Source organism: Mannheimia granulomatis (assembly GCF_011455695.1).
GTDB classification, from domain to species: domain Bacteria; phylum Pseudomonadota; class Gammaproteobacteria; order Enterobacterales; family Pasteurellaceae; genus Mannheimia; species Mannheimia granulomatis_A.
Genome location: NZ_CP015030.1, coordinates 287,138 through 313,650 on the forward strand (window position 1 = coordinate 287,138; position 26,513 = coordinate 313,650).

Sequence of the window (26,513 nt, forward strand, 5' to 3'; positions counted from 1 at the left end):
AATAATGAAAATCGTCATTATAGAAATTATGAGATTGAGTAATTTGCTATATTCTACTGCTAGATAAGTGTATCCGCCTCCAAAAAAGTAGTAGTTCTCAATGAATTTTTGAATGTGTAATAGCCCATTTGTGGGCAGGCTTTGCATATAAAAATATAGCAATATAGCCACAAGGATATATAATGTTAATATTGCTTCTATGATATGCTTTTTAAGTTTTTCATTTTTCATTTTTTGTTAAAAATTATGTTGGATTGATATGTTCTTTGTTGTCTTTCTTATTTTTTATTTTTCTATAGGTTTTTTCTAAGATGTCAATAAAATACCAAAATTCGCTAATAAACCAAGCGTGGAGAGAGCAAGTTACGAATATGTATGCTGATATTTCCTTAATTGGGCTTATATGGTTGCTGCTAAATAAATCCCACTCACTTATCCATAAAAAATAAAATGATATAGGTATAAATAAAAAAACAAAGACATAGTGGCTTATTACATGCCTATTTCTAGGATGTTTTCTTGAGTTCCTAAATCTAAATAAAGATATAATGAAAAAAAGAGTAAGTGTCGACAATAAGGTGTTTAATATTTTGCTATATTCTATAGTTAATCTAGTTTGTAATCCCTTGGTTAAATTATAGTTATTAGCAATATCTTGGATCATTAAAAAATCTTTCTGTGGTAGATTTTCTATATAAAAATATAGAAAAGTGGCAATGGTAATATATAGTGCAAAAATTAGCTCTATTATGTTTTTCTGTATGTCTATTTTTTTCATTTTGTTCCATCCTGAATGATATTTGGGTGATAAAGATCAAATAAATGGTTGTTATTTGTGTCAATAACACTTTCTTTTGTTGTTTTAAATGAACTCATTTCTTGTTTTATTTTTTCTGATTGTGTTGCATATTTTTCTAGATTGTCAAACTCACCTTTTCTGAAATTAAAATGTTCATTTTTATGTATTAGTTTATTAATAATCCATTCTCTTTTTTCTTTATCTGAACCCATCGCTCCAAATATGACACTTAGAGCAGCAGATCCTAGTGCCCCCCCTCTAGCCCCAATTTTAGCTCCAACATATGCGCCAGCTAAACCACCGGATATATCAGCCAGTTTATCACCTGCTTTTTCTTTATTGTTCTTAAATGCATAATTAACAAATTCAAATAAGTCTGACATTTGGCTTGCTGCATTAAATTTTTTGGCAGAAGCAACCAATATATGCCCTAACTCATTGTTATGTTTTAAGAGTGCTTTACCTGATTCCTCTATTGTTGTGACTAAAGTATTTTGAGCTAGAGTTTTAGAGAGATTATTGTTAGGTATGGAGTCCATAGCTAATTTAGCCTGTTTTAGCTCTAAGTTTATTGCTCCAATAGTGGTGTATTTCCCACTAAATGGAGATTTTTCTATCTTGCTTAGTTGTTTTCTATTTTTTGAAACTATGTCAACCGCATCAACCATTTTTTTTGAAAAGGCTGAAAGTGAGTAGTCTGTTCTATTTTGCTTATCGCTGACAAAATGTGACGTAGCTACAAATCGATCATTCGTTAGTGGATTATTTGTATTTCTTGATGAACTTGCAGAACGGCGAACATTAATATTATTTTTACCGCCTACTTTGTTTATTGTGTTTACAGCTGTTTTAGCAACGCTAGTGGCTACAGAAGCTGGGTTTCTGCTTACAGAGTTAGAATGATTTTTTGATAAGTTTGAAGGGCTGTTATTTCTTGATGAGCTTATCGAACGATTGTTTTTTGCTGAACTTGCAGAGCGGTTGTCTTTCGATGAACTTACAGATCGATTATTTTTTGCTGAACTTGTAGAACGGTTGTCTTTCGATGAACTTACAGATCGATTATTTTTTGCTGAACTTGCAGAGCGATTATTTTTTGCTGAACTTGCAGAGCGATTATTTTTTGCTGAACTTGCAGAGCGGTTGTTTCTTGATGAACTTGAAGAGCGATTGTCTCTTGATGAACTTGAAGAGCGATTATCTCTTGATGAACTTGAAGAGCGATTATCTCTTGATGAACTTGAAGAGCGATTATCTCTTGATGAACTTGAGGAACGGCTGCCTCTGGATGAGCTTGAGGAGCGACTGTCTCTTGATGAACTTGAGGAGCGATTGTCTCTTGATGAACTTGAAGAGCGATTATCTCTTGATGAACTTGAGGAACGGCTGTTTCTTGACATAATATTCTCGCTGAAGTTAATGTTGATATTAGAAATTGTATTTGTGAATAGAATGTAATCAATATGTTTAGATGAAATACAATGAGATTTTTTCTAAAATGAGATCTTCATCACATTCGGCTATTTTTGTTCTAGATCAAAAAAATGTGCCTTTCCGATAATTTTTTGCTAAAATAACTGCCGGGTTTTTACTCTATTACCTATAATTTTTTGAGGAGTTTATAATGGCATACACACTACCTGAATTAGGCTACGCTTATGATGCGTTAGAGCCACACTTTGATGCAAAAACAATGGAAATCCACCATTCTAAACATCACCAAGCTTATATCAATAACGCAAATGCAGCGTTAGAAGCTCATCCGGAATTATTAGAACAGTGTCCGGGTAAATTAATTACCGATTTAAACCAAGTGCCTGCGGAAAAACGCACTGCGGTACGTAACAATGTGGGTGGTCATGTAAATCATACTTTATTCTGGAAAGGCTTAAAAACTGGTACTACTTTGCAAGGTGCATTAAAAGATGCCATCGTGCGTGATTTCGGTTCAGTTGAGAACTTCCAAGCAGAATTTGAAAAAGCGGCAACCACCCGTTTTGGTTCAGGTTGGGCGTGGTTAGTGATTGAAGACGGCAAATTAGCGGTAGTTTCAACAGCAAACCAAGATAACCCATTAATGGGTAAAGAAGTGGCAGGCGTTTCTGGCTACCCGATTTTAGGTTTAGATGTTTGGGAACACGCTTACTACTTAAACTACCAAAACCGCCGTCCAGACTTCATTAAAGCATTCTGGAATGTGGTTAACTGGGATGAAGCGGCAAGCCGTTTTGAAAAACAAACTCCAGGCTGTGGCTGCGGTAAATAATACCTAATCTATAGAATTTAAGCGGTCATATTTTGTAAAATTTGATCTGCACCCCAAAAGTAAGTTAAGCAGCTAACTGATTAAGGTGCAGATTTTTTATTATCACACCTACCTCAACCTTCAAATCTATAAGTAATAGTTTAGTTTTTTGGAAGAGTAATAACTCTTTAGGAATTTTTGTCTTTTTATGTGATCTACTTCGCATTTTTGGTAATTTTCGATTGCTTTTGATTTTAAGGGTAATAAAATCAAATTCGAAAGCAATCGTAATTTTGTTGATTGCTTGTTCAGAGGAGAGAAAATGAAAAGTGCTTTGGAAAGACGCGCTGAAATTTTGAGTTTACTGCAACAAACCGGTAGTCAGCGAGTGGAGTTACTTGCTAATCAGTTTAACGTCTCAGCGGTAACTATTCGAGGTGATTTAAATTACCTTGAACAGCAAGGCTTTATTACTCGTTCTCACGGGTTTGCAGTGCTTAATTCTAGACTGATCAACGAACTTTCTATTGCGGATAAAGATCATCACTATCCTGAGCTAAAGCAACGTATAGGAAAATTAGCCGCCACTTTACTGAAAAACGGAGAGCGGGTTATTTTAGACTCCGGTACAACAACGAAAGCAATCGTAAGTCATGTTGGCGAAACGGAACTCACTGTTTTAACTAATGGTTTGGATTTAGCAATGGCATTAGTTCCTTGTCCGAATGTTGAAGTACGCTTAACCGGCGGTGTGTTACGTAAAAATGCGATGTCTTTTTCAGGTGTGATGGCAGATAATCATCTGCGGCAATATCGCTTTGATAAACTTTTTCTCGGTGTTGATGGTTTTGACTTAGATAAAGGTATTACTACCTTTAATGAGCAAGAAGCGCAATTAAACCGCCTGATGTGCGAAGCAGTCAATCAAGTGATTGTAGTTGCTGATTCCAGTAAATTCGGGCAGTACAGTGATTATGTCATTTGCCAAGCTAATCAAATTGACGTATTAGTGACTGATGATAAATTGCCGAGAAATTATCAGTATTATTTGGAAAATGCCGGTGTGCAGGTGTTGATCGCTTAATCACGGTAATTATCCGAAATCTCTCCTTCTCTCCGATAATTCTTATTTAGGGGGAAGTATGATCCTGAATATCGCTAACCAGATTTTGGAAAGCCAAAATGCCTTTTGGACGGCTAAAGAGATCGCCCAACAGCCTGAGACTTGGCGGGAAACCTCTGAAATTGTCTCTAATTCGCAAATTTCCGCCTTTTTACAACCGCTTGTTGAACGAGCTCAAAAAGGCGAACTCCGTATTATCTTTACCGGTGCTGGTACGTCCGCCTTTATTGGTGGCGTGGTTTCCCCAATTTTGAGTGAAAAACTCGGCTGTGTAGTGGAAGCAATTGCCAGTACCGATTTAGTCTCCAGTCCACATCAATTTCTCTTTGCTGATAAGCCAACGCTGCTTGTCTCTTTCGGTCGCTCCGGCAACAGTCCGGAAAGTGTCGGTGCAGTCGATAATGTTAATGCGATTGTGAAAGATGCCTACCACTTGGCAATCACCAACAATATCAATGGCGCACTCTTTACCAAATGCACCGATAACCCGAAAGCCTTCCCGCTTGCCCTGCCGGACAGCACCCACGATCAAGGCTTTGCAATGACCTCCAGTGCCAGCAATATGATGCTTGCCTCGCTGCTGAGCTTTGCACCGCACGCATTCGATAAAACGTGGGTAGAACAGTTTGCCACCGTGACCGAGCAGCTTTTAGAGCAAGACAGCCTTGAAATTCAACGCTTGGCACATTTACCGTTAAAACGGATCGTCTATTTAGGCTCTGGCCATTTCCAACATCTTGCCCGTGAAACCGCCCTCAAATTATTAGAACTGACCGCCGGTGAACGCTTGGGCTTCTTTGAAAGTGCGATGGGCTTCCGTCACGGGCCGAAATCCTTAGTGCAGCATGAAACGCTTATTTTCCTGTTTAGCTCTGCCAATCCTTATACCGCAAAATACGATGCCGATCTCTACCACGAGTTAGTCAATGACAAGAAAGCCTGTGAAGTGATATTACTCGGCGGAACAAGCGGTCGGTTTAAAGCGGAAATTTGCAAATTAGACGACGCAGCACGTATTTTCCCATTCCTTGTGATTGGTCAGCTCTATGCGTTTTATAGCTCACTGCACCTCGGTTATACCACCGATAACCCTTGTCCTACAGGCGAGGTAAACCGTGTAGTGCAAGGAGTAACCCTCTATTCTTATAAATAAACAGGAGAGAACTATGGCAATTTTGAATGTGCGAATCGATGCCCGCTTGATTCATGGTCAAGTAGCAAACCTTTGGACATCTTACCTGAATATTACCCGCATTATGGTGGTGGATGAAGTTGTAGCCAATAATGATATTGATAAAGCAGGCTTGCGTTTGGCTTGCCCTGCGGGGGTGAATTTAAGTGTACTCACCGTAGAGAAAGCGGCGACTAATATCAACGAAGGTCGCTACGATTCACAACGTGTGCTGCTGGTGGTACGTAATCCGCAAACAGTGCTACAGCTTGTGGAAGCCGGTGTCAATTTACCTGAGATCAACGCCGGTAATATGTCAAAAACCGATCTCACTCGTCCAATCCGTAAAACCGTACATGTGACGGAAGACGATGTTGAGACCTTCAAAAAACTTTCTGCAAAAGGTATTAGCCTGACGGCGCAGTTGGTACCGAATGAAGAAAAAGTCGATCTGATGAAACTTTTATAGGAGTAACATGCTATGATTGAATGGTGGCAAATCCTCTTGATTACGCTTTATGCGTTTTATCAAATTATTGATGAAATTACCATTGTATCCAGTGCAGGTTCACCGGTCTTTGCCGGCTTAGTCACCGGCTTGATTATGGGTGACTTAACAACCGGCTTGCTGATCGGTGGTTCAATGCAATTAACCGTGCTGGGTGTCGGCACGTTCGGCGGTGCATCGCGTATAGATGCCAACTCCGGTACTGTTATCGCGACTGCATTCTCGGTGGCAGTCGGTATGGATCCGCAATTAGCACTGACCTCTCTTGCTGTTCCAATCGCTGCTCTGATGGTTTATACCGATATTTTGGCTCGTATGTCTAACGTGTTCTTCGCACACCGTATCGACAAAAATATCCAAGACCACAACTATCGTGCGATTACCGTAAACTATCTCTCCGGTGCATTGGCTTGGGGTCTCTCTCGTGCGCTACCGATTTTCTTAGCTCTCGTCTTCGGTGGCCCGTTCGTGGCAAGCTTGGCTGAGGCGATGCAAACCGGCTTCCTGAAAGTGATCGCAGACGGCTTAACGCTGGCTGGCGGTGTATTACCGGCACTCGGTTTCGCTATCCTATTACGTTACTTACCGACCAAACGCCACATTGCGTACCTGATCTTGGCGTTCTCACTTACCTCCATCTTTATCACACTGTTTGGCAACGTGACCGCCGCCAGTGCAAAAGTGGGTGTGGTGAACAACATCAACAGCGTACCAATGCTTGCAATGGCTGCCATCGGCTTCGCCTTCGCCTACATTGTTTACCAACGTAGTACCGAAACAGGCTCTGCTCCTGTAGCGAAAAACACTACCTCTGCAAAAGGAGAAATTGAAGATGACGAACTCTAATAGCCAAGTCGGTAACCCAAAAGGCTACAAATTAACCGACGCAGACTTCCGCCAAATTAACATTCGTAACTTACTCTGCAACCAATTAGGTTGGAACTACGAACGTATGCAAGGCTCAGGCTACCTTTGGATTATGTTGCCACAACTACGCAAAATGTACGGCGACAACACCCCTGAACTGCAAAAAATGATGGTGATGCACAACCAATTCTTTAACACCAGCCCGTTCTTTAACACCATTGTAAAAGGGATTGATTTGGCATTAGAAGAGAAACAAGGCACGAAATCCCTTGAAGCGGTTGCCGGTATTAAATCTGGTTTAATGGGGCCGTTTGCGGCGATTGGTGATGCGATCTTCGGCTCACTCGTCCCAGCCATTATGGGTGCAATTGCCGCAACAATGGCCGTTGGCGGCAACCCGCTCGGTGTCGGCCTATGGGTGATGGTTGCCATTGCAACTATGCTGTTCCGCTGGGTGCAGCTGAAAGTGGCTTACCGTGAGGGCGTGAACTTAGTCACCAACCTCGGCCACAAACTCAACGCCTTAACCAACGCCGCTACCGTCCTCGGGGTGTTCGTGGTCGGGGTGATGTGTGCCACAATGGTCAATGTGATGGTGCCGTTTACCGCCACCATCGGTGAGAAAGTGGTTTCTGCCCAAGCGAACTTAGACCTCATTCTCCCACGCCTTGTGCCTGCGTTGGTAGTCGGCTTCATCTACTGGTTACTCGGCAGACCGAAAATGAACTCCAACAAAGCGATTATGATCATCATCGCCCTCTGTATCCTGCTCTCTTGGGCTGGATTGTTGGCGAAGGGCTAGAAATATCATCGCTAACTTAAATTCTCCCCTCGCTTGCGGGGGGAGTACCGCCGAAGGCGGGGAGGGGGGCAACAAGCGGTTAATATCGAATAAAAATCTGCAAAGCCCCCTACCCCCTTGCTACGCAAGGGTACTTCCCTCACAAGAGGGGGAGGAAAATTAAACAAACGTTCTCACTATTATTAAGGATAGATTATGAAAAAATTATCAATATTCTCCTTAGCATTACTTATGGGATTAAATACAAATACGTTTGGATCAAATGCTATGTCTAGTTTTTCGGAAAAGGGCTATGAGTTAAAAGAGGTTGTCGTTTTAAGTCGGCATAATATTCGAGCCCCTTTATCTGGTAAAGATAGTGTATTAGGAAAAGCAACAACACATCAATGGATAGACTGGAGTGCAAATCCAAGTGAATTAACGTCAAGAGGTGGTGTGCTCGAAAGTATTATGGGACAGTATTTCCGTAAATGGTTAGAGAAAGAGGGACTATTAACTGAAAATACCTGCTTAAATCGTGATGAGCTAAATATTTATGCAAATAGCATGCAACGTACTATTGCAACCGCAGAATATTTTAAATCTGGTTTTTCACCAACTTGTGGTATTGAAATATCACACCGTTTTTTACCAAGCAAAATGGATCCGATATTCTTTCCTCGTTTAACAAAACTCTCACCTGAATTTAAAGAGCAAGCGATAAAAGAAATTAATACTCTAGGTGGTAAAAATAGCTTAAAAGCACTCACAGAAAGTTTGAAACTTTCCTTTGAACTGATTGAAAAAGTGATGGATATGGAAAATTCTGTCGCTTGTAAAGAAGAAAAAATCTGTAAGTTAGATGATTTTGACACCAAAATGCTTTTTGCTCTAGGTGAAGAGCCTAATTTGTCTGGCTCATTGAAATTGGCGACGCGTATAGCAGATGCCCTAGTGCTTCAATATTTTGAAGAACCAAATGATAAAATCGCCGGCTTTGGAAATGATTTAAGCGCAGAGGATTGGGAGAAAATTTCTCGAGTAAAAGATGTTTATGGTGACGTATTATTTACTGCTCCAAGCGTTGCAACTAATGTTGCTCATCCATTATTAGTTTATTTGCGTGATGAGTTGAATGCAAAAAATCGCAAATTTACCTATCTTGTAGGACACGATTCCAATATCGGTTCCGTTACCAGTGCCTTAGGGGTGGAAGAATATTCTCTGCCAAATACTATTGAAAAGAAAACACCTATCGGCTCTAAATTGTTGTTTGAAAAATGGGTAAATAAAGAAACGAAAAAAGAGTATTTATCCCTAAACATTATGTATCAAACAACAGAACAGTTAAGAAATCTGGCCTTAGTTGATTTAAATAATCCGCCAATGATTTACACCTTAAAATTATCGGGATTAAAACCAAATGAACATGGTTTATACGATTTCTCTGAAGTAAATGCTCGTTTTAACGAAGTTATTTCAAAATATGAGGGAATGAAATGAACATAAGGCTTCCCTTATTTAACAGGGAAGCCTCAGAGTTAAATTTATATCAGAGGTAAAACCTAATGAAAGATCTCTGTTGAGGTAGCATAATGACCTTCCAAATCACCCAATCCGATTTCCTCCTTCATGGCAAGCCGTTTAAGATCTTGTCGGGGGCGGTGCATTACTTTCGTATCGTGCCAGAATACTGGTACAAAACGCTCTATAACCTGAAAGCGATGGGCTGTAACACGGTCGAAACCTATGTGCCGTGGAACTTGCACCAACCGCAACCGAACGAATTTGACTTCGACAAGCGGGCAGATTTACCGACATTTTTGCAAACCGCACAAGATCTCGGGCTGTATGTGATTTTACGCCCCACGCCGTACATCTGTGCTGAATGGGAGTTTGGCGGGCTGCCGGCGTGGTTGCTCAACATTCCGAATATCCGCCTACGCCAAAACGATCCGCTGTTTTTAGGTGAAGTCGATCGCTATTTTGCCGAGCTGCTGCCTCGTGTTGCACCGTTTCAAATTACCCTCGGCGGCAACATTTTGATGATGCAGATTGAAAACGAGTACGGCTCGTTCGGCAACGACAAAAATTACCTACGAGCGATTCGGGATTTAATGCACAAGCACGGCGTGGACGTGCCGTTGTTCACCTCTGACGGGGCGTGGCAAAACGCTTTGGAAGCTGGTGCGCTGATTGAGGACGATATTCTCCCGACCAGCAATTTCGGCTCTCGTTCCAATCAAAATTTAGACGAATTACAACGCTATTTCGACACCAACGGTAAATCCTATCCGCTGATGTGTATGGAATTTTGGGACGGCTGGTTTAACCGCTGGAAAGAGCCGGTTATTACCCGAGAAGCAAGTGACTTGCTCGCTTGTACCAAAGAGCTGCTGGATCGTGCCAATATCAACTTCTATATGTTCCAAGGCGGCACGAATTTCGGCTTTTGGAACGGCTGCTCCGCACGGCTTGATACTGATTTACCGCAAGTCACCAGCTACGACTACGATGCCCCTGTGCGTGAATGGGGTGAACCGAGTGAAAAATACTATCGGCTACAACAGCTTCTCGCTCAATACCCGAACGCCAGCCCGATTTGTGTGCCGATTTTGCCCAAAATCACCGCTTACCCACTCCTACAAGCGGCCAATTCCGTCTCCCTTTTTGCAACGCTGGATAGACTTAGCCAAAAAGTCGACAGCCTACACACGCTGACATTTGAGCAGCTCGGGCATTACTACGGTTTTGTACTTTATCGGGCAAATCCGACCGCTTACAGCGAGGAACTCAAACTGCGGATTTTCCAAGGGCGGGATCGCATTCAAGTGTTCAACAACCAACAAAAAGTGGCGACCCAATATCAGCACGAAATCGGGCAAGATGTGATGCTACAAACCCCTAACGGCAAGTTTCAGCTTGATCTGCTCGTAGAAAATATGGGACGAGTCAATTACGGCGGCAAACTGCTTGCCCCAACCCAACGCAAAGGGATTGGTGCGGGTGTGGTGCTGGATCTCCATTTCCACACCGGTTGGACACATTATCCGATTGATTTTAAACACCTGAGCCAAATTGATTGGGCGGGCGAAAAACAGCCGCAAAATCCATCGTTCTACCAATTCTTCCTTGATATTGACAGCGAACCACAAGATACCTTTATTGACACATCAACGCTCGGCAAAGGCGTGATCTTCGTCAACGGCGAAAACCTCGGACGCTACTGGAGTGAGGGCCCAACCTGCTATCTCTACCTGCCTGCCCCACTGCTGAAACATGGTAGAAACGAAATCATTGTGTTTGAAACCGAAGGGGTGGAGATCCGCGAATTGCGGTTTAGTAACGTGCCGATTTATAAAAAGTTGGAGACGAAAAATCTGTAATCGAAGAGAGAAAAATTCTGCCCCCGCTTGCGGGGAAGTACCCTGCTTAGCAGGGGGTAGGGGGCAAAATTTAGTATTATGAAAGGAGCAAAAAATGAGCTTAATCCTAATCAGCCACGGCGATTTCGCCAAAGGTTTACTTGAAACTGCCGAGATGATTTTAGGCGAAATCGACAACGCCCAAACCGTCTGCCTCTATCCGGACGAAGGCTCGGAAGATTTCCAACGCAAATTTGAACAAGCCCTTGAAAAAGCGACAGGCGACGTCGTGGTGTTCTGCGACATTATGGGCGGTACGCCTTGCAATGTGGCAATGCGTTACTTACCGAAATTGGCTGGGCTATACAGTGGAATGAACCTGCCGATGGTGATCAGCTATGTCTCCGAAGACGGCATAGACGGCTTGCTCGAAAATGCTAAAGAGCAGATCCACGATGTTGGGGCGAAGTTAAAGGCGTTGTCGTCTGGAGATGATGAGTAAACAACATTCTCGTAGGGGAGGGTTTTAACCCTCCCGTTGGAAACGATAAAGGGCGGGTTAAAACCCGCCCCTACACCAATCATAAAAATTAACAAGAGGTAACCATAATGAGCAAACAATCTTTCCTAAAAAAACTCTGTACCGAAGACGGCATTATTGCGGCATTGGCGATTGATCAGCGTGGTGCGTTACGCCGTATGATGGGCGATGACATCACCTTCGACCAAGTCAGCGAATTCAAAACTCTGATTTCCCAAGAACTCACCCCATACGCCTCCTCTATTCTGCTCGACCCTGAATTTGGCTGGGCGGCAGCCGGCAAACGTGATGAGAACTGCGGCTTAATTATGGCGTACGAAAAAACCGGCTACGACAAAACCGCTGTCGGTCGTTTCCCTGACTTAATTGATGACGTTTCTGTTTTCCGTCTGAAAGAAAAAGGGGCGGAAGCAGTGAAATTGCTGATCTATTTTGACATTGACGAACCGTTTGAAATCAACGACCGTAAAGCCGCTTTTGTGGAACGTGTGGCTTCCGAATGCAATGCCGAAGGCTTGCCGCTGTTCCTCGAAATTCTGACTTATGACGGTTCGAATGAGGATAAAGTCTATAACGCTAAAGTGAAACCACGCAAAGTAATCGAAGCGATGAAATTTTTCGCCGATCCACGATTTGGCGTGGATGTGCTGAAAGTGGAAGTGCCGGTGGTGATGAGCTATGTGGAAGACTTTGCCGAGGGTGAAGTGCTTTACACCGCAGCGGAGGCCAAAGCCTTCTTCAAAGCCCAAAGTGAAGCAACCAACTTGCCGTTTATTTTCCTCAGCGCAGGCGTATCGGCAAAACTGTTCCAACAAACCTTAGAGTTTGCCAAAGAGGCTGGCAGCCAATTTAACGGCGTACTCTGCGGCCGCGCAACGTGGGCAGGTGGGGCAGAAACCTACAAAGAAAAAGGTGTTGATGCCGCTCGTGAATGGCTCAAAACTCAAGGTAAGCAGAACATCAGTGAGTTGTTGGAAGTCTTGAAGCGTACGGCAACACCGATTAAATAAGCTGTTTGCAAAAAAATCCCGAAAATTAACCGCTTGTAAGCCAGCAGTTTTCGGGATTTTCGTACAAGAAGAGCGATAACTCCGTAAAAATAGTTTTATTTCGGTCGATTGTTCACATATTCCGGTTTGCAGAATTTTAGATTAGATAAGCCATACTTTACTTATATTCAAAAATCACACGAGGAGTGAGCTTGGTAATCAGCTCATAGCTAATCACGCCAATGTGTTTTGCCACATCTTCAATTAATAAATTCTCGCCCCAGAAAATCACTTTATCGCCCACTTTATCTTGGCTGTCTGCACCTAAATCTACTGTCATCATATCCATTGAAACACGCCCGACAATAGGGACGATTCTGCCATTGACTAAAACTGGGGTGCCTTCGGGGGCATTACGAGGGTAGCCATCGCCGTAGCCCATGGCAATTACGCCTAATTTAGTCTCTTTCTGGCTCACCCAAGCTCCGCCGTAGCCGACAGGTTCACCCGCTTTATGAGTGCGAACTGCAATTAAGGATGAAGAAAGGGTCATTACAGGCTTAAAGCCTAAATCGGTAATCGGGCTGTAGTGTGGAGAAATACCGTGCATAATGATACCGGGGCGAACCCAGTCATAATGAGCTTGCTTCCAATAAAGAATACCACTTGAGGCAGAAATGCTGCGGTCGTGATCCTTATATTTTTCGGTGGCTTGTTCAAACACGGCAATTTGCTTCTCGGTATAGCCGCAATCTAGTTCGTCTGCACGGCTGAAGTGGCTGACAAAACTGATTGAATTAACTAATGCACATTGTTTTAAGCGTTCCACAAACATATCCACTTGTTCAGGGTGAATACCTAAACGGTGCATTCCAGTGTCAATTTTAAGCCAAATATTGATCGGGAAATAGATTTTTGCCTTGCGTGTCCAAAAGCCTTTTTTCTGTTCTTCTTCCCACTCTTGAGCAACTTGTTCAAGGAGTTCAAGTTGCTCAATATTATGAATTACGGTATCAAATTTGCGAGAAAGAGTTTTAAGTAGCTCTTCTCGATCAAAAAAACCTTCCACCAATACAATTTTGCCGGTGTAGCCTGTTTCTTGAATTTCCAAAGCTTCACGTAGGCGAGCAACGCCAAAACCATCCACTAAATCCGTGAGTGTTGCAGCTGCAGGCAATAAGCCCTGCCCATAGGCATTGGCTTTAATCATTGCCAATAATTTTTGCTTAGGCGCAAAAGATTTAATAAGTTGGATATTATGTCGGAGAGCTTGGCTATCAATGGTTGCTGTTGCTGGTTTCATACTTATGTGACTACAATTAAATTACAAGTGTACTAAATTATACGCGGAAAATGAAAAATACCTTAGAAAATAATGCAAAAAAGATTAGTATTAGCATATCTAATAAGAGACGGTTTCCTTATGCTGAATTTATTACTTGAATTGAAAAAAGAAAAGATTATTTCCGATTTAAACTATCAATTTGCCCGCTTGATTGATAGCAAGCAGCAAAATTACGACTATTCACCGCTTCAAAAAAATTTAGCGGTGTTGCTAGCGGCTTTGGTTTCCTATCGGGTGGCTCAAGGGCATACGGCATTGCGTTTAGGTTCAGCCAATATCTCGAATTTTTTTGAGCTGAAAAATAAAGTTTCAACTCAGCCTTTTCTACAAAGTATTTTGCAAAAAATCGAACAAATTCCACCGCTTGAATGGCAATCAGTGCTGAAAAATCATATCGCTTTTAGTGATTCACCACGAAAAATTGCTCCCATGCTGTTTCAAAATGGTTTGCTCTATTTCTACCGCTACTGGCAGGCGGAGCATAATATTGCAACTTATTTACAACAAGCGGTCGAATTTTCCCCCAAAATTGCAAATACTCAGTTAGATGAGCAGATTATCCAACAGTTATTCAAAGACAAACAAACTCAAGACGAAATTGATTGGCAAAAAGTGGCGGTTGCAACAGCATTGAAGCAGAATTTTAGCCTTATTTCTGGTGGGCCTGGCACGGGAAAAACGACTACTGTCGTAAAATTATTGCTTGCTCTTCAACTTAAACAGCTGGCACAAAATGCTCCGTTATTACAAATTGCATTAGCTGCACCAACGGGCAAAGCTGCCTCCCGCATGAAAGAGTCGATTGAGGCTAAGTTAGCTGAAGAAAAGAATTTAGCGCAAGGTTTAAAAGAAGCTATTCCAAGTGAAGCAGTCACGATCCACCGTTTACTTGGTGCAAGACCGCTCACAGAAGAAACTAAATATCATGCCCAAAATCCACTGCATTATGATTTATTAGTATTGGATGAATCTTCAATGCTTGATTTATCTATGATGGAGAAGATAGTACAAGCTCTAAAACCTTCGGCTCGCTTGATTATGCTGGGAGATAAAGATCAGCTGGCCTCTGTGGAAGCGGGGGCGATTATGGGCGAATTAGGTGCATTTTTGCAATATGGCTACAGCCAGCAACATTGTGATTATCTCAAAGAAGTTACCCACTACCAGCTTAAGGCAGGAGAACCTTTGCCGATCTGTGATTCACTCTCACATTTGAAACATAGCTATCGTTTCGGGGAAAAAGCGTGGATTGGCGAATTAGCTAATGCGGTAAATGAGCAAAAGATTCAATTATCGTGGGACATTTTAGAAAAATACAAAAATAGTGGCAAGCTAGAAACGGTGCTTTATCCTGAAACAAAAGAGATGGAAGATAAAGCAAATTGGACGCAAAAAAGTGTGCAGTTAGTGGTAGATAACGCAGTGAAATTTTATCGTGACTATCTCCTGGCAGTAAAACAGAGAGAGCTAGAGCCTCAATCTGTTAGCATTGCAGAGATTTTTGAAAAATTTCAACAAGTGAGGTTTTTGTCAGCATTGCGTGTTGGGGAATTGGGAGTAGAACGATTGAATCACTTTATTGCGGAAGGCTTACGTCATGCAGGTTTAGTACAATTTAACCATAGCCGAGAGCGTTATATCGGTAAGCCGATATTAATTACAGAAAACATGTTAAGTAATAAAGTGGCAAGTGGTGATATCGGCATTATTCTACCTGATGAAAATGGCGAAAGTAGAGTATATTTTGATTCGAAACAGGGCGAAAGCGAGCAACACCACAACTTATCACTTAGCCAAGTTCCAAATCACGAAGCTGCCTATATTATGACGGTGCATAAATCACAAGGTTCGGAATTTGAACATACGCTTTTAGTTTTACCGCTTTCGATTTCCCCTGTCCTAACCAAAGAGCTGATTTATACCGCTATTACGCGTGCAAAAGATAGATTCACTTTATTTGGAAGTGAAAAAGTCTGGAAATATAGCGTTGCTTCTAAAACAGAAAGACAAAGTGGGCTAAAAGAACAATTAATTGCCAAATTTTGCTAACAGAATAATCGAGTTGTATTAAAACTATGCAAGCGGTAATATTTTTCAATTTTTTTACAATTTTTGCTTGCGTTCGTTTTATTTTTCCCTATAATACGCACCACACAACGACGCGCTGTTGTGAACGGTTTGTTTAGATTGCAGTGCGTCGTTTTATTTTGTTCTTTAAAAATTTATCAGACAATCTGTGTGGGCACTTGTTGATTGACTTGATTTAAAAATATTTTTTTTAATTTTGAAGTCTTAATAGGTGCTTAACTAGAAATTCATTACTTTCTTTTAACTTAACATTGAGTTGAGTGTAAATTTGAAAGTGCGATTTTATGTCAGTACATATTGAGCGATTAAACTTTTTGAATTGAAGAGTTTGATCATGGCTCAGATTGAACGCTGGCGGCAGGCTTAACACATGCAAGTCGAACGGTAGCACAAGGGAGCTTGCTCCCTGGGTGACGAGTGGCGGACGGGTGAGTAATGCTTGGGAATCTAGCTTATGGAGGGGGATAACTACTGGAAACGGTAGCTAATACCGCGTAATGTCTGTGGACTAAAGGGTGGGACCATTTGGCCACCTGCCATAAGATGAGCCCAAGTGGGATTAGGTAGTTGGTGAGGTAAAGGCTCACCAAGCCCGCGATCTCTAGCTGGTCTGAGAGGATGACCAGCCACACTGGAACTGAGACACGGTCCAGACTCCTACGGGAGGCAGCAGTGGGGAATATTGCACAATGGGGGGAACCCTGATGCAGCCATGCCGCGTGAATGAAGAAGGCCTTCGGGTTGTAAAGTTCTTTCGGTAGCGAGGAAGGTGATTGTTTTAATAGAACAATCAATTGACGTTAACTACAGAAGAAGCACCGGCTAACTCCGTGCCAGCAGCCGCGGTAATACGGGGGGTGCGAGCGTTAATCGGAATAACTGGGCGTAAAGGGCACGCAGGCGGACTTTTAAGTGAGGTGTGAAATCCCCGGGCTTAACCTGGGAATTGCATTTCAGACTGGGAGTCTAGAGTACTTTAGGGAGGGGTAGAATTCCACGTGTAGCGGTGAAATGCGTAGAGATGTGGAGGAATACCGAAGGCGAAGGCAGCCCCTTGGGAATGTACTGACGCTCATGTGCGAAAGCGTGGGGAGCAAACAGGATTAGATACCCTGGTAGTCCACGCCGTAAACGCTGTCGATTTGGGGATTGGGGTTTAACTCTGGTGCCCGTAGCTAACGTGATAAATCGACCGCCTGGGGAGTACGGCCGCAAGGTTAAAACTCAAATGAATTGACGGGGGCCCGCACAAGCGGTGGAGCATGTGGTTTAATTCGATGCAACGCGAAGAACCTTACCTACTCTTGACATCCAAAGAAGCTTGCAGAGATGCGAGTGTGCCTTCGGGAACTTTGAGACAGGTGCTGCATGGCTGTCGTCAGCTCGTGTTGTGAAATGTTGGGTTAAGTCCCGCAACGAGCGCAACCCTTATCCTTTGTTGCCAGCGATTCGGTCGGGAACTCAAAGGAGACTGCCGGTGATAAACCGGAGGAAGGTGGGGATGACGTCAAGTCATCATGGCCCTTACGAGTAGGGCTACACACGTGCTACAATGGCGTATACAGAGGGCGGCGACCCAGCGATGGTGAGCGAATCTCAGAAAGTACGTCTAAGTCCGGATTGGAGTCTGCAACTCGACTCCATGAAGTCGGAATCGCTAGTAATCGCAAATCAGAATGTTGCGGTGAATACGTTCCCGGGCCTTGTACACACCGCCCGTCACACCATGGGAGTGGGTTGTACCAGAAGTAGATAGCTTAACCGCAAGGGGGGCGTTTACCACGGTATGATTCATGACTGGGGTGAAGTCGTAACAAGGTAACCGTAGGGGAACCTGCGGTTGGATCACCTCCTTACCAAAAATCAAGGGTGAAGCTAAGCGAGAGCGAAGTGGAGCTGTAACGACAGCAAGTGTTCACACAGATTGTTTGATAGATGAAAGTAGAAGACAAAACCGAAGGTCATCCGTTGGGTCTGTAGCTCAGGTGGTTAGAGCGCACCCCTGATAAGGGTGAGGTCGGTGGTTCAAGTCCACTCAGACCCACCACTCAGAAGGCAAGCGAAAGCGAAGCGACTATGAGTGAAGAAAACGGAAGATGAAATTGGGGATATAGCTCAGCTGGGAGAGCGCCTGCCTTGCACGCAGGAGGTCAGCGGTTCGATCCCGCTTATCTCCACCAATCATCATACCTAAGGTTGCAAGCGGTTGAATTAAAGCAAAAAATTGCAAAATTCAACAGAAAATAAACCGCTTGTTGTTTTAGGTATGATGATAGGCGAAAGCCATTGTCTTAATGTTCTTTAAAAAATTGGAAACAAGCTGAAAAACTGAGAGATTTTCGAAAGAAAGTCTGAGTAGTTGAAGTCTTGAGTGAACAAAAGCACTCAAGCAAGTTGTTAATTTAGCAACCGAGAAAAAAACATTTGAGGTTGTATAGTTAAGTGACTAAGCGCACAAGGTGGATGCCTTGGCAATCAGAGGCGAAGAAGGACGTGCTAATCTGCGAAAAGCTTGGATGAGTCGATAAGAGGCGTTTAATCCAAGATGTCCGAATGGGGAAACCCAGTAGGTGAAGAACCTACTATCATTTACTGAATACATAGGTAAATGAGGCAAACCGGGAGAACTGAAACATCTAAGTACCCCGAGGAAAAGAAATCAACCGAGATTTCGTTAGTAGCGGCGAGCGAACGCGAAAGAGCCAGTTAGTGATAGCAGTTTTGTTAGAGGAATGAGCTGGGAAGCTCAACCACAGAGGGTGATAGTCCCGTACTCGAAAACATTATTGTGGTACTAGGCTAACAACAAGTAGGGCGGGACACGTGATATCCTGTTTGAAGATGGGGGGACCATCCTCCAAGGCTAAATACTCCTGATTGACCGATAGTGAACCAGTACTGTGAAGGAAAGGCGAAAAGAACCCCGGCGAGGGGAGTGAAATAGAACCTGAAACCTTGTGCGTACAAGCAGTGGGAGCAGACTTGTTCTGTGACTGCGTACCTTTTGTATAATGGGTCAGCGACTTATATTTTGTAGCAAGGTTAACTGAATAAGGGAGCCGTAGGGAAACCGAGTCTTAACTGGGCGTTTGAGTTGCAAGGTATAGACCCGAAACCCGGTGATCTAGCCATGGGCAGGTTGAAGATTGGGTAACACTAATTGGAGGACCGAACCGACTAATGTTGAAAAATTAGCGGATGACTTGTGGCTGGGGGTGAAAGGCCAATCAAACCGGGAGATAGCTGGTTCTCCCCGAAATCTATTTAGGTAGAGCCTTGAGCGGACACCTTCGGGGGTAGAGCACTGTTTCGGCTAGGGGTCCATCCCGGATTACCAACCCGATGCAAACTGCGAATACCGAAGAGTGATACTCAGGAGACACACGGTGGGTGCTAACGTCCATCGTGGAGAGGGAAACAACCCAGACCGCCAGCTAAGGTCCCCAAGTACTAGTTAAGTGGGAAACGAAGTGGGAAGGCTTAGACAGCTAGGATGTTGGCTTAGAAGCAGCCATCATTTAAAGAAAGCGTAATAGCTCACTAGTCGAGTCGGCCTGCGCGGAAGATGTAACGGGGCTAAAACTAGTCACCGAAGCTGCGGCATCAGACGAAAGTCTGTTGGGTAGGGGAGCGTTCTGTAAGCGGAAGAAGGTGAATCGAGAGGTTTGCTGGACGTATCAGAAGTGCGAATGCTGACATAAGTAACGATAAAACGAGTGAAAAACTCGTTCGCCGGAAGACCAAGGGTTCCTGTCCAACGTTAATCGGGGCAGGGTGAGTCGGCCCCTAAGGCGAGGCTGAAAAGCGTAGTCGATGGGAAACGGGTTAATATTCCCGTACTTGGTGTAATTGCGATGTGGGGACGGAGAAGGTTAGGTTATCAGGGTGTTGGATATCCCTGTTTAAGCCGGTAGGTGGAGCGTTTAGGCAAATCCGGACGCTTTTAACACCGAGAAGTGATGACGAGGCTCTACGGAGCTGAAGTAACCGATACCACGCTTCCAGGAAAAGCCACTAAGCTTCAGATTACACTAAACCGTACTATAAACCGACACAGGTGGTCAGGTAGAGAATACTCAGGCGCTTGAGAGAACTCGGGTGAAGGAACTAGGCAAAATAGCACCGTAACTTCGGGAGAAGGTGCGCCGGCGTAGATTGTAGTCCCTCGCGGACGAAGGTTGAACCGGTCGAAGATACCAGCTGGCTGCAACTGTTTATTAAAAACACAGCACTCTGCAAACACGAAAGTGGACGTATAGGGTGTGATGCCTGCCCGGTGCTGGAAGGTTAATTGATGGTGTTATCGAAAGAGAAGCTCCTGATCGAAGCCCCAGTAAACGGCGGCCGTAACTATAACGGTCCTAAGGTAGCGAAATTCCTTGTCGGGTAAGTTCCGACCTGCACGAATGGCATAATGATGGCCAGGCTGTCTCCACCCGAGACTCAGTGAAATTGAAATCGCCGTGAAGATGCGGTGTACCCGCGGCTAGACGGAAAGACCCCGTGAACCTTTACTATAGCTTGACACTGAACATTGAATTTTGATGTGTAGGATAGGTGGGAGCCTTTGAAGCATGAACGCTAGTTTGTGTGGAGGCGTCCTTGAAATACCACCCTTTAACGTTTGATGTTCTAACGAAGCGCCCTAATCGGGTGTTCGGACAGTGTCTGGTGGGTAGTTTGACTGGGGCGGTCTCCTCCCAAAGAGTAACGGAGGAGCACGAAGGTTTGCTAATCACGGTCGGACATCGTGAGGTTAGTGCAATGGTATAAGCAAGCTTAACTGCGAGACAGACAAGTCGAGCAGGTGCGAAAGCAGGTCATAGTGATCCGGTGGTTCTGAATGGAAGGGCCATCGCTCAACGGATAAAAGGTACTCCGGGGATAACAGGCTGATACCGCCCAAGAGTTCATATCGACGGCGGTGTTTGGCACCTCGATGTCGGCTCATCACATCCTGGGGCTGAAGTAGGTCCCAAGGGTATGGCTGTTCGCCATTTAAAGTGGTACGCGAGCTGGGTTTAGAACGTCGTGAGACAGTTCGGTCCCTATCTGCCGTGGGCGTTGGAGAATTGATTGGGGCTGCTCCTAGTACGAGAGGACCGGAGTGGACGCACCCCTGGTGTTCCGGTTGTGTCGCCAGACGCATTGCCGGGTAGCTATGTGCGGAAGAGATAAGTGCTGAAAGCATCTAAGCACGAAACTTGCCAAGAGATGAGTTCTCCCCGACTATAAGTCGGTAAGGGTTGTTGAAGACTACGACGTAGATAGGTGTGGTGTGTAAGCGTTGCGAGACGTTGAGCTAACACATACTAATTGCCCGAGAGGCTTAACTATACAACGCTCAAGTGTTTTTAGTGAAAGGGTTGAGAAATTAACAAAACAAAACGAAAAGACGGAAATTAAGAATCAGTAACAGCTTGTTTCGAATGAAAGGCGAAAGCCGAAGAAAGTAAAGAACGAAAGAACAATTTGGAAAGACAAAGATAAAAAGAAAGACGAAGAAAGTCTGAATCATCGAAGATTTTCCTGATGTCGATAGTGCTGTGGTGCCACCTGATTCCATTCCGAACTCAGAAGTGAAACGCAGTGACGCCGATGGTAGTGTGTGGATTCCGCATGTGAGAGTAGGGCAACATCAGGGCTTAATTAGAGGACCCCGAGCTTAGCGATAGGCTTGGGGTTTTTGTTTTGGGGTAGGTACGCAGAAAGGGCATGCAGAGATGGGCAGAGGCAGAGAAAAGAGAGGCTCGAGCCAGAGGGAAGAGCGAGGGTAAGAAGAAAGAGTAAGAGGAAAGAGGGTGTAGAGGCCGTGAGGGGAAAGCAGAAAGTAAGGATGATGATATCGCGAATCCTTTGCAAGATAAAGTAGACCGCTTGTGGTTATAAGCGAATACAAGCGGTCTGTTTTTAAGAAAAATCTGTAACTATTCTTTTTTTATGCCGGTAATACGGCACCATTCGTCATTAAAAAGCTAATACGCTCTGTAATTGCTCTACTGGTTTCTAGTTAATTAGCAGAGGATAATATTTATATTTTAGCTTCAATAATTTTGACCAACGCTTTGATATGATCACCGTTAGCGTTAAGAGCCGGAATGTAACGGTAAGATTCCCCCCCTGCTTTTTCAAAGTTCTCTCGGTTTTCTTCAGCGATTTCCTCTAAAGTTTCTAAGCAGTCGGCTGAGAAGCCAGGGCAAACAACAGCGACTTTTTTAATTCCTTTTTCCGGAAAGCCTTCTAAGGTTTCATCTGTGTAAGGTTGTAGCCACTCTTCATCACCAAAGCGAGATTGGAAAGATAAATGCCATCTTTCTCTTGGCAATCCAAGTTTTTCTGTAACTAATTCGGCCGTTTCATAGCAATGTTTTGAGTAAAAATCTCCCTCAGTTTCATAGCGTTTGGGAATACCGTGGAATGAAAATAATAGCAATTCATCTTCTTCAATTTCAATAGAATTAGCTAAGGCCTCAATATAGAGAGAATCGTTATGGTAACTATGGATAAAATCAAATGGTACAATTTTACGCTGTGTTTTTAAGCCATTGGCAAAAGCATCAAATACAGAAGCAGTAGTTGTGCTGCTATATTGCGGATAGAGTGGCAATACGATAATTCTCTCGACCCCTTGTTTGATTAAGTTATCTGTAGCACTTTCTATGCTCGGATTACCATAAGACATACCTAATTCAACCACCACATTTTTCCCTTTTGCATCAAAATAGCGCTGAACTGCTTTTTGTTGTTCACGAGAAATCGCCAATAATGGAGAGCCTTGATTGCTCCAGACAGATTTATAGAGTTTAGCTACTTTAGGAGAGCGTTTTGGTAACACGATGAAATTTAAGATAGCCTGCCATTTGATTTTAGGTAAATCAATAACACGGGGATCGTTTAAAAATTGTTTTAAATAACGTTTAACAGCTGGGGTTGTAGGCTCATCAGGTGTGCCTAAGTTTGCAAGTAAAATACCTATTTTTTGTTGATTCATGTTTTACTCTCAAGAACAAGAAATGGAATAGTTAACTGGAATTATGCCATAAAGAGATTTAAAATTCTGCGAAAATATGCCTCTTATTGCAAGCGGTTAAAATTTCCAAAAAATTTACAAAATGCGATTTGATGTTAGATTCATTCTTGCTTTTTGTTTTGTTTACCTGTAGAATTGCAACTCTTTTTATGGTCCTTGTTTGGCAGAAATAATTTTGTATGCCAACTCTTTAAATTTAGGTAGATAGTAATGAAACGTACATTTCAACCATCAGTATTAAAACGTGCTCGTACTCACGGTTTCCGTGCTCGTATGGCTACTAAAAACGGTCGTCAAGTGTTAGCGCGTCGTCGTGCTAAAGGTCGTAAATCTTTATCTGCATAATTTGCAGTAAAGAAAAGCAAACCTCTCTTTTTTAGATAAGAGTGAATAAGCTAACTTTTTCTCGGGAGCTACGTTTGTTAGCTCCCGTTCAATTTAAGGCTGTGTTTGAAGATCCTCTTCGAGCAAGCACTCCTCAAATGACACTTCTCGCTAGAGCTAATGCTTTGCAGAATCCCCGTCTGGGCTTAACTGTTGCTAAAAAACATTTAAAAAGGGCTCATGATCGCAACCGTATTAAGCGAATTGTGCGTGAAAGTTTTCGTTTAAAACAACATGAATTACCTCATTTTGATTTCGTGTTTGTTGCAAAAGGCGGTATCGGTAAGCTGGATAATGCAACTCTTTTTGAAACACTTGAAAAACTATGGGCAAGACACATTCGCCTGAGCAAAAAGCCGGTTCAGACCAATCAGTAAATGAAGCGAATCATGTAAGTTTATTGGCAAGAATACTGTTGTTGCCGATTTACTTTTATCGCTATGCCATTAGCCCATTAATTGGCCCTCGTTGTCGCTTTTATCCAACCTGTTCTACCTATGCTGTGGAGGCAATTAAAATTCACGGTGCAATCAAAGGTAGTTATCTAGCCTTGAAGCGTATTTTACGCTGTAATCCAATGAGCGAAGGAGGGGAAGATCCTGTTCCACTTTGCGGATGCCATAAAAATAAAAAACAGCCTAAATAGCGATTATTTAGGCTGTTTTTGTTTAAGACAAGCGGTCAAATTTGACGGTTTTTTTGCTAATTAAATACTAAATGAAGAACCGCATCCGCAGGTTGAGCTAGCGTTAGGATTGTTCACGACAAAGCGTGAGCCTTCTAAGCCTTCAGTATAATCTACAGTACCTCCAATCAAATATTGCAAACTCATTGGGTCAACCACTAAGCCGACATTTTGATTTTCAATAGTTAAATCACCATCATTTACCTGATCATCAAAGGTAAAGCCATATTGGAAGCCACTACAGCCACCGCCTGTAATATAAACACGCAAGCGAAGATTTGGATTATCTTCGCCTTCAATTAAGCTTTTCACTTTACGTGCAGCTGAATCGGTAAAAGTTAAGGGAATCTGGATATCACTCATTTTGTTTTAGATCAAATTTCTACTATAGTTCAATATTATCTAATAATTATTCTATAAGTGCAATCTTAAAAGAGAGTAAAGAAATTACACTAGGAGTATATCTCGTGTATAATGGCAGGCTGGAAATTGGTTAAATTCAGAGGAAACTATGAGAGATTCACTAAAAGCAACCCAACAACCGGCTGATGAAATTGATTTAATGGAAATTTTCCGTATTTTATGGAATAAAAAATTATGGATTATTTTCACGACATTTATTACAACTGTTTTAGCCGGAGTATATGCTTTTAATGCTAAAGAACAATGGACGTCGAAAGCAACGGTTATCGCACCTAAACTAACAGAACTAGGTGATTATTTGAATATTCGTAGAGAATATAACCGAATTTTACGCGTGGAGCCTATTGATCCAAATGCTTTATCTGCAAGTTTATTCAATAATTTTAACCGATTGGCACAATCTCAAGATACTAAAAATGAATTTTTTGTAAATTCTAATGTTTATAAGAAGCTAGCTGAAGGGAAAGATGAACAAGGGCAGCGTGCTGTTTTATTTAATTTAAGTAATGAAAGTACAAGCTTTATTATTCCTGATGCAAAGAAAGAGCCTAATGCAATAGGACGTACAATATCTTTTTCTGCGGAAACGCCAGTAGAAGCACAAGATACTCTAGGCGAATTGATTCAATTTATTAGTAACAAAGCCTTTAGCGTTGAATTAGAAGACTTTTTGGTTGATTTCCAAAATGTATTAGCGGCATTAAATTATGAAAAATCGCTTATTCAAGAGGATTTATCGGTAAATAAAGCTGTGCAGCTAGAAAACTTAAATAAAGCCTATGAGACCGCACAAAAGGCGGGAATTAAAGAATATTCAAAAGTTTTTAATGAGGCAAATCCATCAAATATTGCTGCGGCTTTAAGTGATACTAAAATTCCTCTTTCTGACTCGAAACTAGCAGATAGTTCTTATTTGTTTATGTTAGGTGAAAAATACTTAAGAGCACAAATTGATGTGGCGAATGAAAAAGGTATTATTTATCCCCCTCGCTATTATCAAATTGATTATCAACTTAAACAATTAGAGCCTTTATTTGAAAAAACGAAAGTAGCTAAGGCAGATGCTTATAGTTATCAAGCATCGCCGGATTATCCGGTTAATAAAGATAAGCCTAAAAGAGTATTGATTCTATTAATTGGAACTTTCATTGGTTTGATGATTTCTTGTTTGTCAATTATCCTAACTAATTATCTGCTTGTGAGTAAATTTAAATGAATTTGATTATTTGTTATACTCCATTACAAGTGAAAATAGCTGAATATATTGTAAAAAAATACTCAGCAGAAAAGTTTTTTGGGGTTTTTCTAGGTTCTGAGAAAAATGATAAGATAAAATTTTATTTTGATAAAATGTCTTCTTTTTGTGAGAAATCAATTTATATTGATATTAGTGTTGAAACTAATAAATTAGGATATCTTTTTAGTTTAATAAGTTTTCCCAAAAAATATTTATCTATATCTTTTTTTGAAAAGGTTTTTTTGGCTAATGTTAATTCTTTATGGATACAAAAAATACTTTCTAATATAATTTTTGAGGAATTATATACATTCGATGATGGTCTAGGAAATATCATTAAAAATCCACCTATTTTAGTTGAGAAATGGCTGAGTAGGAAGATAATTAATTGTATAATTCGTAACTCTTATTCAGTTAAAAAGTTATTAAAAATAAATAAAAAACATTTTACTATTTATCCAAAGTATAAAAACATTATTTCTAATGTAGAAACACTAAACATTTTTTCTAATAGAGAGCCATCTGATTTACCTTCGACTACTAAAGATGAAATAAGTATACTAATAGGTCAGCCTATTTTTGCTGATAAAGATAGGAATATCTCATTGATTAATAAGGTTTTTTCTATATTTAATATAGATTTTTATTATCCTCATCCAAGAGAATATTATCATTTGAGTAATATAGAATATATCTATTCTAAAATGATTTTTGAAGATTATATTTCTGAGTTACTTCTCTATAAAAGTAAAATTATTGTATATACCTTTTTTAGCTCTGTTGCACTTAATATAGCTAATTTTGAGGGAGTTGAAGTACGTATAATAAAGTTAAGTATAAGTGAAAATCGTGATGATATTACTAATGCATATAGGCTATTTGAAGAGTTAGGGATTGATACATATAGTGAAATAGAAATCTAATTTATTAGC

At 42.0% G+C, this 26,513-nt stretch carries 22 protein-coding genes, 2 tRNA genes and 3 rRNA genes; 22 read left to right on the forward strand and 5 right to left on the reverse strand.

The window, feature by feature from the left end; translation table 11 throughout:
* Positions 1 to 244 precede the first annotated feature (244 nt).
* Together A4G16_RS01385 and A4G16_RS01390 are read right to left on the reverse strand one after the other, a co-directional pair.
* A complete protein-coding gene (locus tag A4G16_RS01385; RefSeq protein WP_165888379.1) occupies positions 245 to 778 on the reverse strand; it encodes a hypothetical protein in 534 nt (177 codons plus the stop codon).
* Entirely contained in the window at positions 775 to 1,467 is a 693-nt protein-coding gene (locus A4G16_RS01390; protein ID WP_165888380.1) for a hypothetical protein, read from the reverse strand. The genes A4G16_RS01385 and A4G16_RS01390 overlap by 4 nt, the downstream gene beginning before the upstream one ends.
* A 286-nt stretch (positions 1,468 to 1,753) precedes the next feature.
* On the opposite strand from A4G16_RS01390, the gene A4G16_RS01395 reads away from it, so the two are divergent.
* The 11 genes from A4G16_RS01395 (at position 1,754) to lacD (ending at position 12,410) form a co-directional block, all read left to right on the forward strand.
* Positions 1,754 to 2,257: a hypothetical protein gene (locus tag A4G16_RS01395; protein ID WP_165888381.1), complete on the forward strand. Its 504-nt coding sequence runs from the start codon at positions 1,754 to 1,756 to the stop codon at positions 2,255 to 2,257.
* 166 nt (positions 2,258 to 2,423) lie between these two features.
* The gene (gene sodA / locus A4G16_RS01400) at positions 2,424 to 3,065 is read left to right on the forward strand and encodes a superoxide dismutase [Mn] (protein ID WP_165888382.1); all 642 of its coding nucleotides are present in this window, start codon (positions 2,424 to 2,426) and stop codon (positions 3,063 to 3,065) included.
* A gap of 301 nt (positions 3,066 to 3,366) precedes the next feature.
* Entirely contained in the window at positions 3,367 to 4,128 is a 762-nt protein-coding gene (agaR, locus tag A4G16_RS01405) for a transcriptional repressor AgaR (RefSeq protein WP_165888383.1), read from the forward strand.
* A gap of 58 nt (positions 4,129 to 4,186) precedes the next feature.
* Entirely contained in the window at positions 4,187 to 5,320 is a 1,134-nt protein-coding gene (locus A4G16_RS01410) for an SIS domain-containing protein (protein WP_165888384.1), read from the forward strand.
* Between the two features lie 13 nt (positions 5,321 to 5,333).
* On the forward strand, positions 5,334 to 5,807 hold the full coding sequence (locus tag A4G16_RS01415; RefSeq protein WP_165888385.1) for a PTS system mannose/fructose/N-acetylgalactosamine-transporter subunit IIB: 474 nt from the start codon (positions 5,334 to 5,336) through the stop codon (positions 5,805 to 5,807).
* Between the two features lie 12 nt (positions 5,808 to 5,819).
* Positions 5,820 to 6,692 carry a PTS mannose/fructose/sorbose/N-acetylgalactosamine transporter subunit IIC gene (locus A4G16_RS01420; protein ID WP_165888386.1) on the forward strand — a complete coding sequence of 291 codons (873 nt, stop codon included), beginning with the start codon at positions 5,820 to 5,822 and terminating at the stop codon, positions 6,690 to 6,692.
* Positions 6,679 to 7,515 carry a PTS system mannose/fructose/sorbose family transporter subunit IID gene (locus A4G16_RS01425; protein ID WP_165888387.1) on the forward strand — a complete coding sequence of 279 codons (837 nt, stop codon included), beginning with the start codon at positions 6,679 to 6,681 and terminating at the stop codon, positions 7,513 to 7,515. The genes A4G16_RS01420 and A4G16_RS01425 overlap by 14 nt, the downstream gene beginning before the upstream one ends.
* 195 nt (positions 7,516 to 7,710) lie before the next feature.
* Positions 7,711 to 8,997 carry a histidine-type phosphatase gene (locus tag A4G16_RS01430; protein ID WP_165888388.1) on the forward strand — a complete coding sequence of 429 codons (1,287 nt, stop codon included), beginning with the start codon at positions 7,711 to 7,713 and terminating at the stop codon, positions 8,995 to 8,997.
* Between the two features lie 92 nt (positions 8,998 to 9,089).
* Positions 9,090 to 10,880 carry a glycoside hydrolase family 35 protein gene (locus A4G16_RS01435; RefSeq protein WP_165888389.1) on the forward strand — a complete coding sequence of 597 codons (1,791 nt, stop codon included), beginning with the start codon at positions 9,090 to 9,092 and terminating at the stop codon, positions 10,878 to 10,880.
* Positions 10,881 to 10,974: 94 nt separating this feature from the next.
* Complete coding sequence (locus tag A4G16_RS01440) at positions 10,975 to 11,361, forward strand: PTS sugar transporter subunit IIA (protein WP_165888390.1); 387 nt, start codon at positions 10,975 to 10,977, stop codon at positions 11,359 to 11,361.
* A 107-nt stretch (positions 11,362 to 11,468) separates the two neighbouring features.
* The gene (gene lacD, locus A4G16_RS01445) at positions 11,469 to 12,410 is read left to right on the forward strand and encodes a tagatose-bisphosphate aldolase (RefSeq protein WP_165888391.1); all 942 of its coding nucleotides are present in this window, start codon (positions 11,469 to 11,471) and stop codon (positions 12,408 to 12,410) included.
* A gap of 157 nt (positions 12,411 to 12,567) precedes the next feature.
* Here the strand turns inward: lacD and alr are convergent, their stop codons facing one another.
* Complete coding sequence (alr, locus tag A4G16_RS01450) at positions 12,568 to 13,692, reverse strand: alanine racemase (RefSeq protein WP_165888392.1); 1,125 nt, start codon at positions 13,690 to 13,692, stop codon at positions 12,568 to 12,570.
* Between the two features lie 120 nt (positions 13,693 to 13,812).
* Here alr and recD point away from each other — a divergent pair, with 120 nt between their 5' ends.
* The 6 genes from recD (at position 13,813) to rrf (ending at position 21,466) form a co-directional block, all read left to right on the forward strand.
* Entirely contained in the window at positions 13,813 to 15,783 is a 1,971-nt protein-coding gene (gene recD, locus A4G16_RS01455) for an exodeoxyribonuclease V subunit alpha (RefSeq protein WP_165888393.1), read from the forward strand.
* 355 nt (positions 15,784 to 16,138) lie between these two features.
* A 16S ribosomal RNA gene (locus A4G16_RS01460) occupies positions 16,139 to 17,678 on the forward strand.
* 114 nt (positions 17,679 to 17,792) lie between these two features.
* Positions 17,793 to 17,869: transfer RNA gene (locus A4G16_RS01465), tRNA-Ile, on the forward strand.
* Positions 17,870 to 17,926: 57 nt separating this feature from the next.
* A tRNA-Ala gene (locus tag A4G16_RS01470) sits at positions 17,927 to 18,002 on the forward strand.
* Positions 18,003 to 18,258: 256 nt separating this feature from the next.
* Positions 18,259 to 21,159: ribosomal RNA gene (locus A4G16_RS01475) — 23S ribosomal RNA — on the forward strand.
* A 191-nt stretch (positions 21,160 to 21,350) separates the two neighbouring features.
* A 5S ribosomal RNA gene (gene rrf, locus A4G16_RS01480) occupies positions 21,351 to 21,466 on the forward strand.
* The 16S, 23S and 5S rRNA genes sit together here with 2 tRNA genes alongside, the layout of an rRNA operon.
* Positions 21,467 to 21,853: 387 nt before the next feature.
* On the opposite strand, the gene hemH is transcribed toward rrf, so the two are convergent.
* Positions 21,854 to 22,813, reverse strand: a complete 960-nt coding sequence (hemH, locus tag A4G16_RS01485) for a ferrochelatase (RefSeq protein ID WP_165888394.1) — start codon at positions 22,811 to 22,813, stop codon at positions 21,854 to 21,856.
* 249 nt (positions 22,814 to 23,062) lie between these two features.
* Between hemH and rpmH the strand changes: the two genes are divergently transcribed.
* The 3 genes from rpmH to yidD are packed head-to-tail and all read left to right on the forward strand — an operon-like array spanning position 23,063 to position 23,882.
* On the forward strand, positions 23,063 to 23,197 hold the full coding sequence (rpmH, locus tag A4G16_RS01490; protein ID WP_005599701.1) for a 50S ribosomal protein L34: 135 nt from the start codon (positions 23,063 to 23,065) through the stop codon (positions 23,195 to 23,197).
* Between the two features lie 41 nt (positions 23,198 to 23,238).
* Positions 23,239 to 23,613 carry a ribonuclease P protein component gene (gene rnpA, locus A4G16_RS01495; RefSeq protein ID WP_165888395.1) on the forward strand — a complete coding sequence of 125 codons (375 nt, stop codon included), beginning with the start codon at positions 23,239 to 23,241 and terminating at the stop codon, positions 23,611 to 23,613.
* Positions 23,562 to 23,882: a membrane protein insertion efficiency factor YidD gene (yidD, locus tag A4G16_RS01500; RefSeq protein WP_165888396.1), complete on the forward strand. Its 321-nt coding sequence runs from the start codon at positions 23,562 to 23,564 to the stop codon at positions 23,880 to 23,882. Before rnpA ends, yidD begins: the two co-directional genes overlap by 52 nt.
* Positions 23,883 to 23,942: 60 nt before the next feature.
* Here the strand turns inward: yidD and erpA are convergent, their stop codons facing one another.
* Complete coding sequence (erpA, locus tag A4G16_RS01505; RefSeq protein ID WP_165888397.1) at positions 23,943 to 24,284, reverse strand: iron-sulfur cluster insertion protein ErpA; 342 nt, start codon at positions 24,282 to 24,284, stop codon at positions 23,943 to 23,945.
* A gap of 148 nt (positions 24,285 to 24,432) precedes the next feature.
* Here erpA and A4G16_RS01510 point away from each other — a divergent pair, with 148 nt between their 5' ends.
* Together A4G16_RS01510 and A4G16_RS01515 are read left to right on the forward strand one after the other, a co-directional pair.
* A complete protein-coding gene (locus A4G16_RS01510) occupies positions 24,433 to 25,560 on the forward strand; it encodes an LPS O-antigen chain length determinant protein WzzB (protein WP_165888398.1) in 1,128 nt (375 codons plus the stop codon).
* Positions 25,557 to 26,504: a glycosyltransferase family 52 gene (locus tag A4G16_RS01515; RefSeq protein ID WP_165888399.1), complete on the forward strand. Its 948-nt coding sequence runs from the start codon at positions 25,557 to 25,559 to the stop codon at positions 26,502 to 26,504. Before A4G16_RS01510 ends, A4G16_RS01515 begins: the two co-directional genes overlap by 4 nt.
* The last annotated feature ends 9 nt before the right edge of the window (positions 26,505 to 26,513 follow it).

What these genes read in the sequence shown, in the direction of transcription:
- A4G16_RS01510 (WP_165888398.1), top strand. Translation starts at nt 24,433, where the DNA reads ATGAGAGATTCACTAAAAGCAACCCAACAACCGGCTGATGAAATTGAT.
- agaR (WP_165888383.1), top strand. Translation starts at nt 3,367, where the DNA reads ATGAAAAGTGCTTTGGAAAGACGCGCTGAAATTTTGAGTTTACTGCAA.
- A4G16_RS01425 (WP_165888387.1), top strand. Translation starts at nt 6,679, where the DNA reads ATGACGAACTCTAATAGCCAAGTCGGTAACCCAAAAGGCTACAAATTA.
- sodA (WP_165888382.1), top strand. Translation starts at nt 2,424, where the DNA reads ATGGCATACACACTACCTGAATTAGGCTACGCTTATGATGCGTTAGAG.
- rpmH (WP_005599701.1), top strand. Translation starts at nt 23,063, where the DNA reads ATGAAACGTACATTTCAACCATCAGTATTAAAACGTGCTCGTACTCAC.
- A4G16_RS01390 (WP_165888380.1), bottom strand. Translation starts at nt 1,467, where the DNA reads ATGGTTGATGCGGTTGACATAGTTTCAAAAAATAGAAAACAACTAAGC.
- A4G16_RS01435 (WP_165888389.1), top strand. Translation starts at nt 9,090, where the DNA reads ATGACCTTCCAAATCACCCAATCCGATTTCCTCCTTCATGGCAAGCCG.
- A4G16_RS01420 (WP_165888386.1), top strand. Translation starts at nt 5,820, where the DNA reads ATGATTGAATGGTGGCAAATCCTCTTGATTACGCTTTATGCGTTTTAT.
- A4G16_RS01415 (WP_165888385.1), top strand. Translation starts at nt 5,334, where the DNA reads ATGGCAATTTTGAATGTGCGAATCGATGCCCGCTTGATTCATGGTCAA.
- hemH (WP_165888394.1), bottom strand. Translation starts at nt 22,813, where the DNA reads ATGAATCAACAAAAAATAGGTATTTTACTTGCAAACTTAGGCACACCT.
- recD (WP_165888393.1), top strand. Translation starts at nt 13,813, where the DNA reads ATGCTGAATTTATTACTTGAATTGAAAAAAGAAAAGATTATTTCCGAT.
- erpA (WP_165888397.1), bottom strand. Translation starts at nt 24,284, where the DNA reads ATGAGTGATATCCAGATTCCCTTAACTTTTACCGATTCAGCTGCACGT.
- alr (WP_165888392.1), bottom strand. Translation starts at nt 13,692, where the DNA reads ATGAAACCAGCAACAGCAACCATTGATAGCCAAGCTCTCCGACATAAT.
- A4G16_RS01410 (WP_165888384.1), top strand. Translation starts at nt 4,187, where the DNA reads ATGATCCTGAATATCGCTAACCAGATTTTGGAAAGCCAAAATGCCTTT.
- A4G16_RS01430 (WP_165888388.1), top strand. Translation starts at nt 7,711, where the DNA reads ATGAAAAAATTATCAATATTCTCCTTAGCATTACTTATGGGATTAAAT.
- yidD (WP_165888396.1), top strand. Translation starts at nt 23,562, where the DNA reads ATGGGCAAGACACATTCGCCTGAGCAAAAAGCCGGTTCAGACCAATCA.
- lacD (WP_165888391.1), top strand. Translation starts at nt 11,469, where the DNA reads ATGAGCAAACAATCTTTCCTAAAAAAACTCTGTACCGAAGACGGCATT.
- A4G16_RS01515 (WP_165888399.1), top strand. Translation starts at nt 25,557, where the DNA reads ATGAATTTGATTATTTGTTATACTCCATTACAAGTGAAAATAGCTGAA.
- A4G16_RS01385 (WP_165888379.1), bottom strand. Translation starts at nt 778, where the DNA reads ATGAAAAAAATAGACATACAGAAAAACATAATAGAGCTAATTTTTGCA.
- A4G16_RS01440 (WP_165888390.1), top strand. Translation starts at nt 10,975, where the DNA reads ATGAGCTTAATCCTAATCAGCCACGGCGATTTCGCCAAAGGTTTACTT.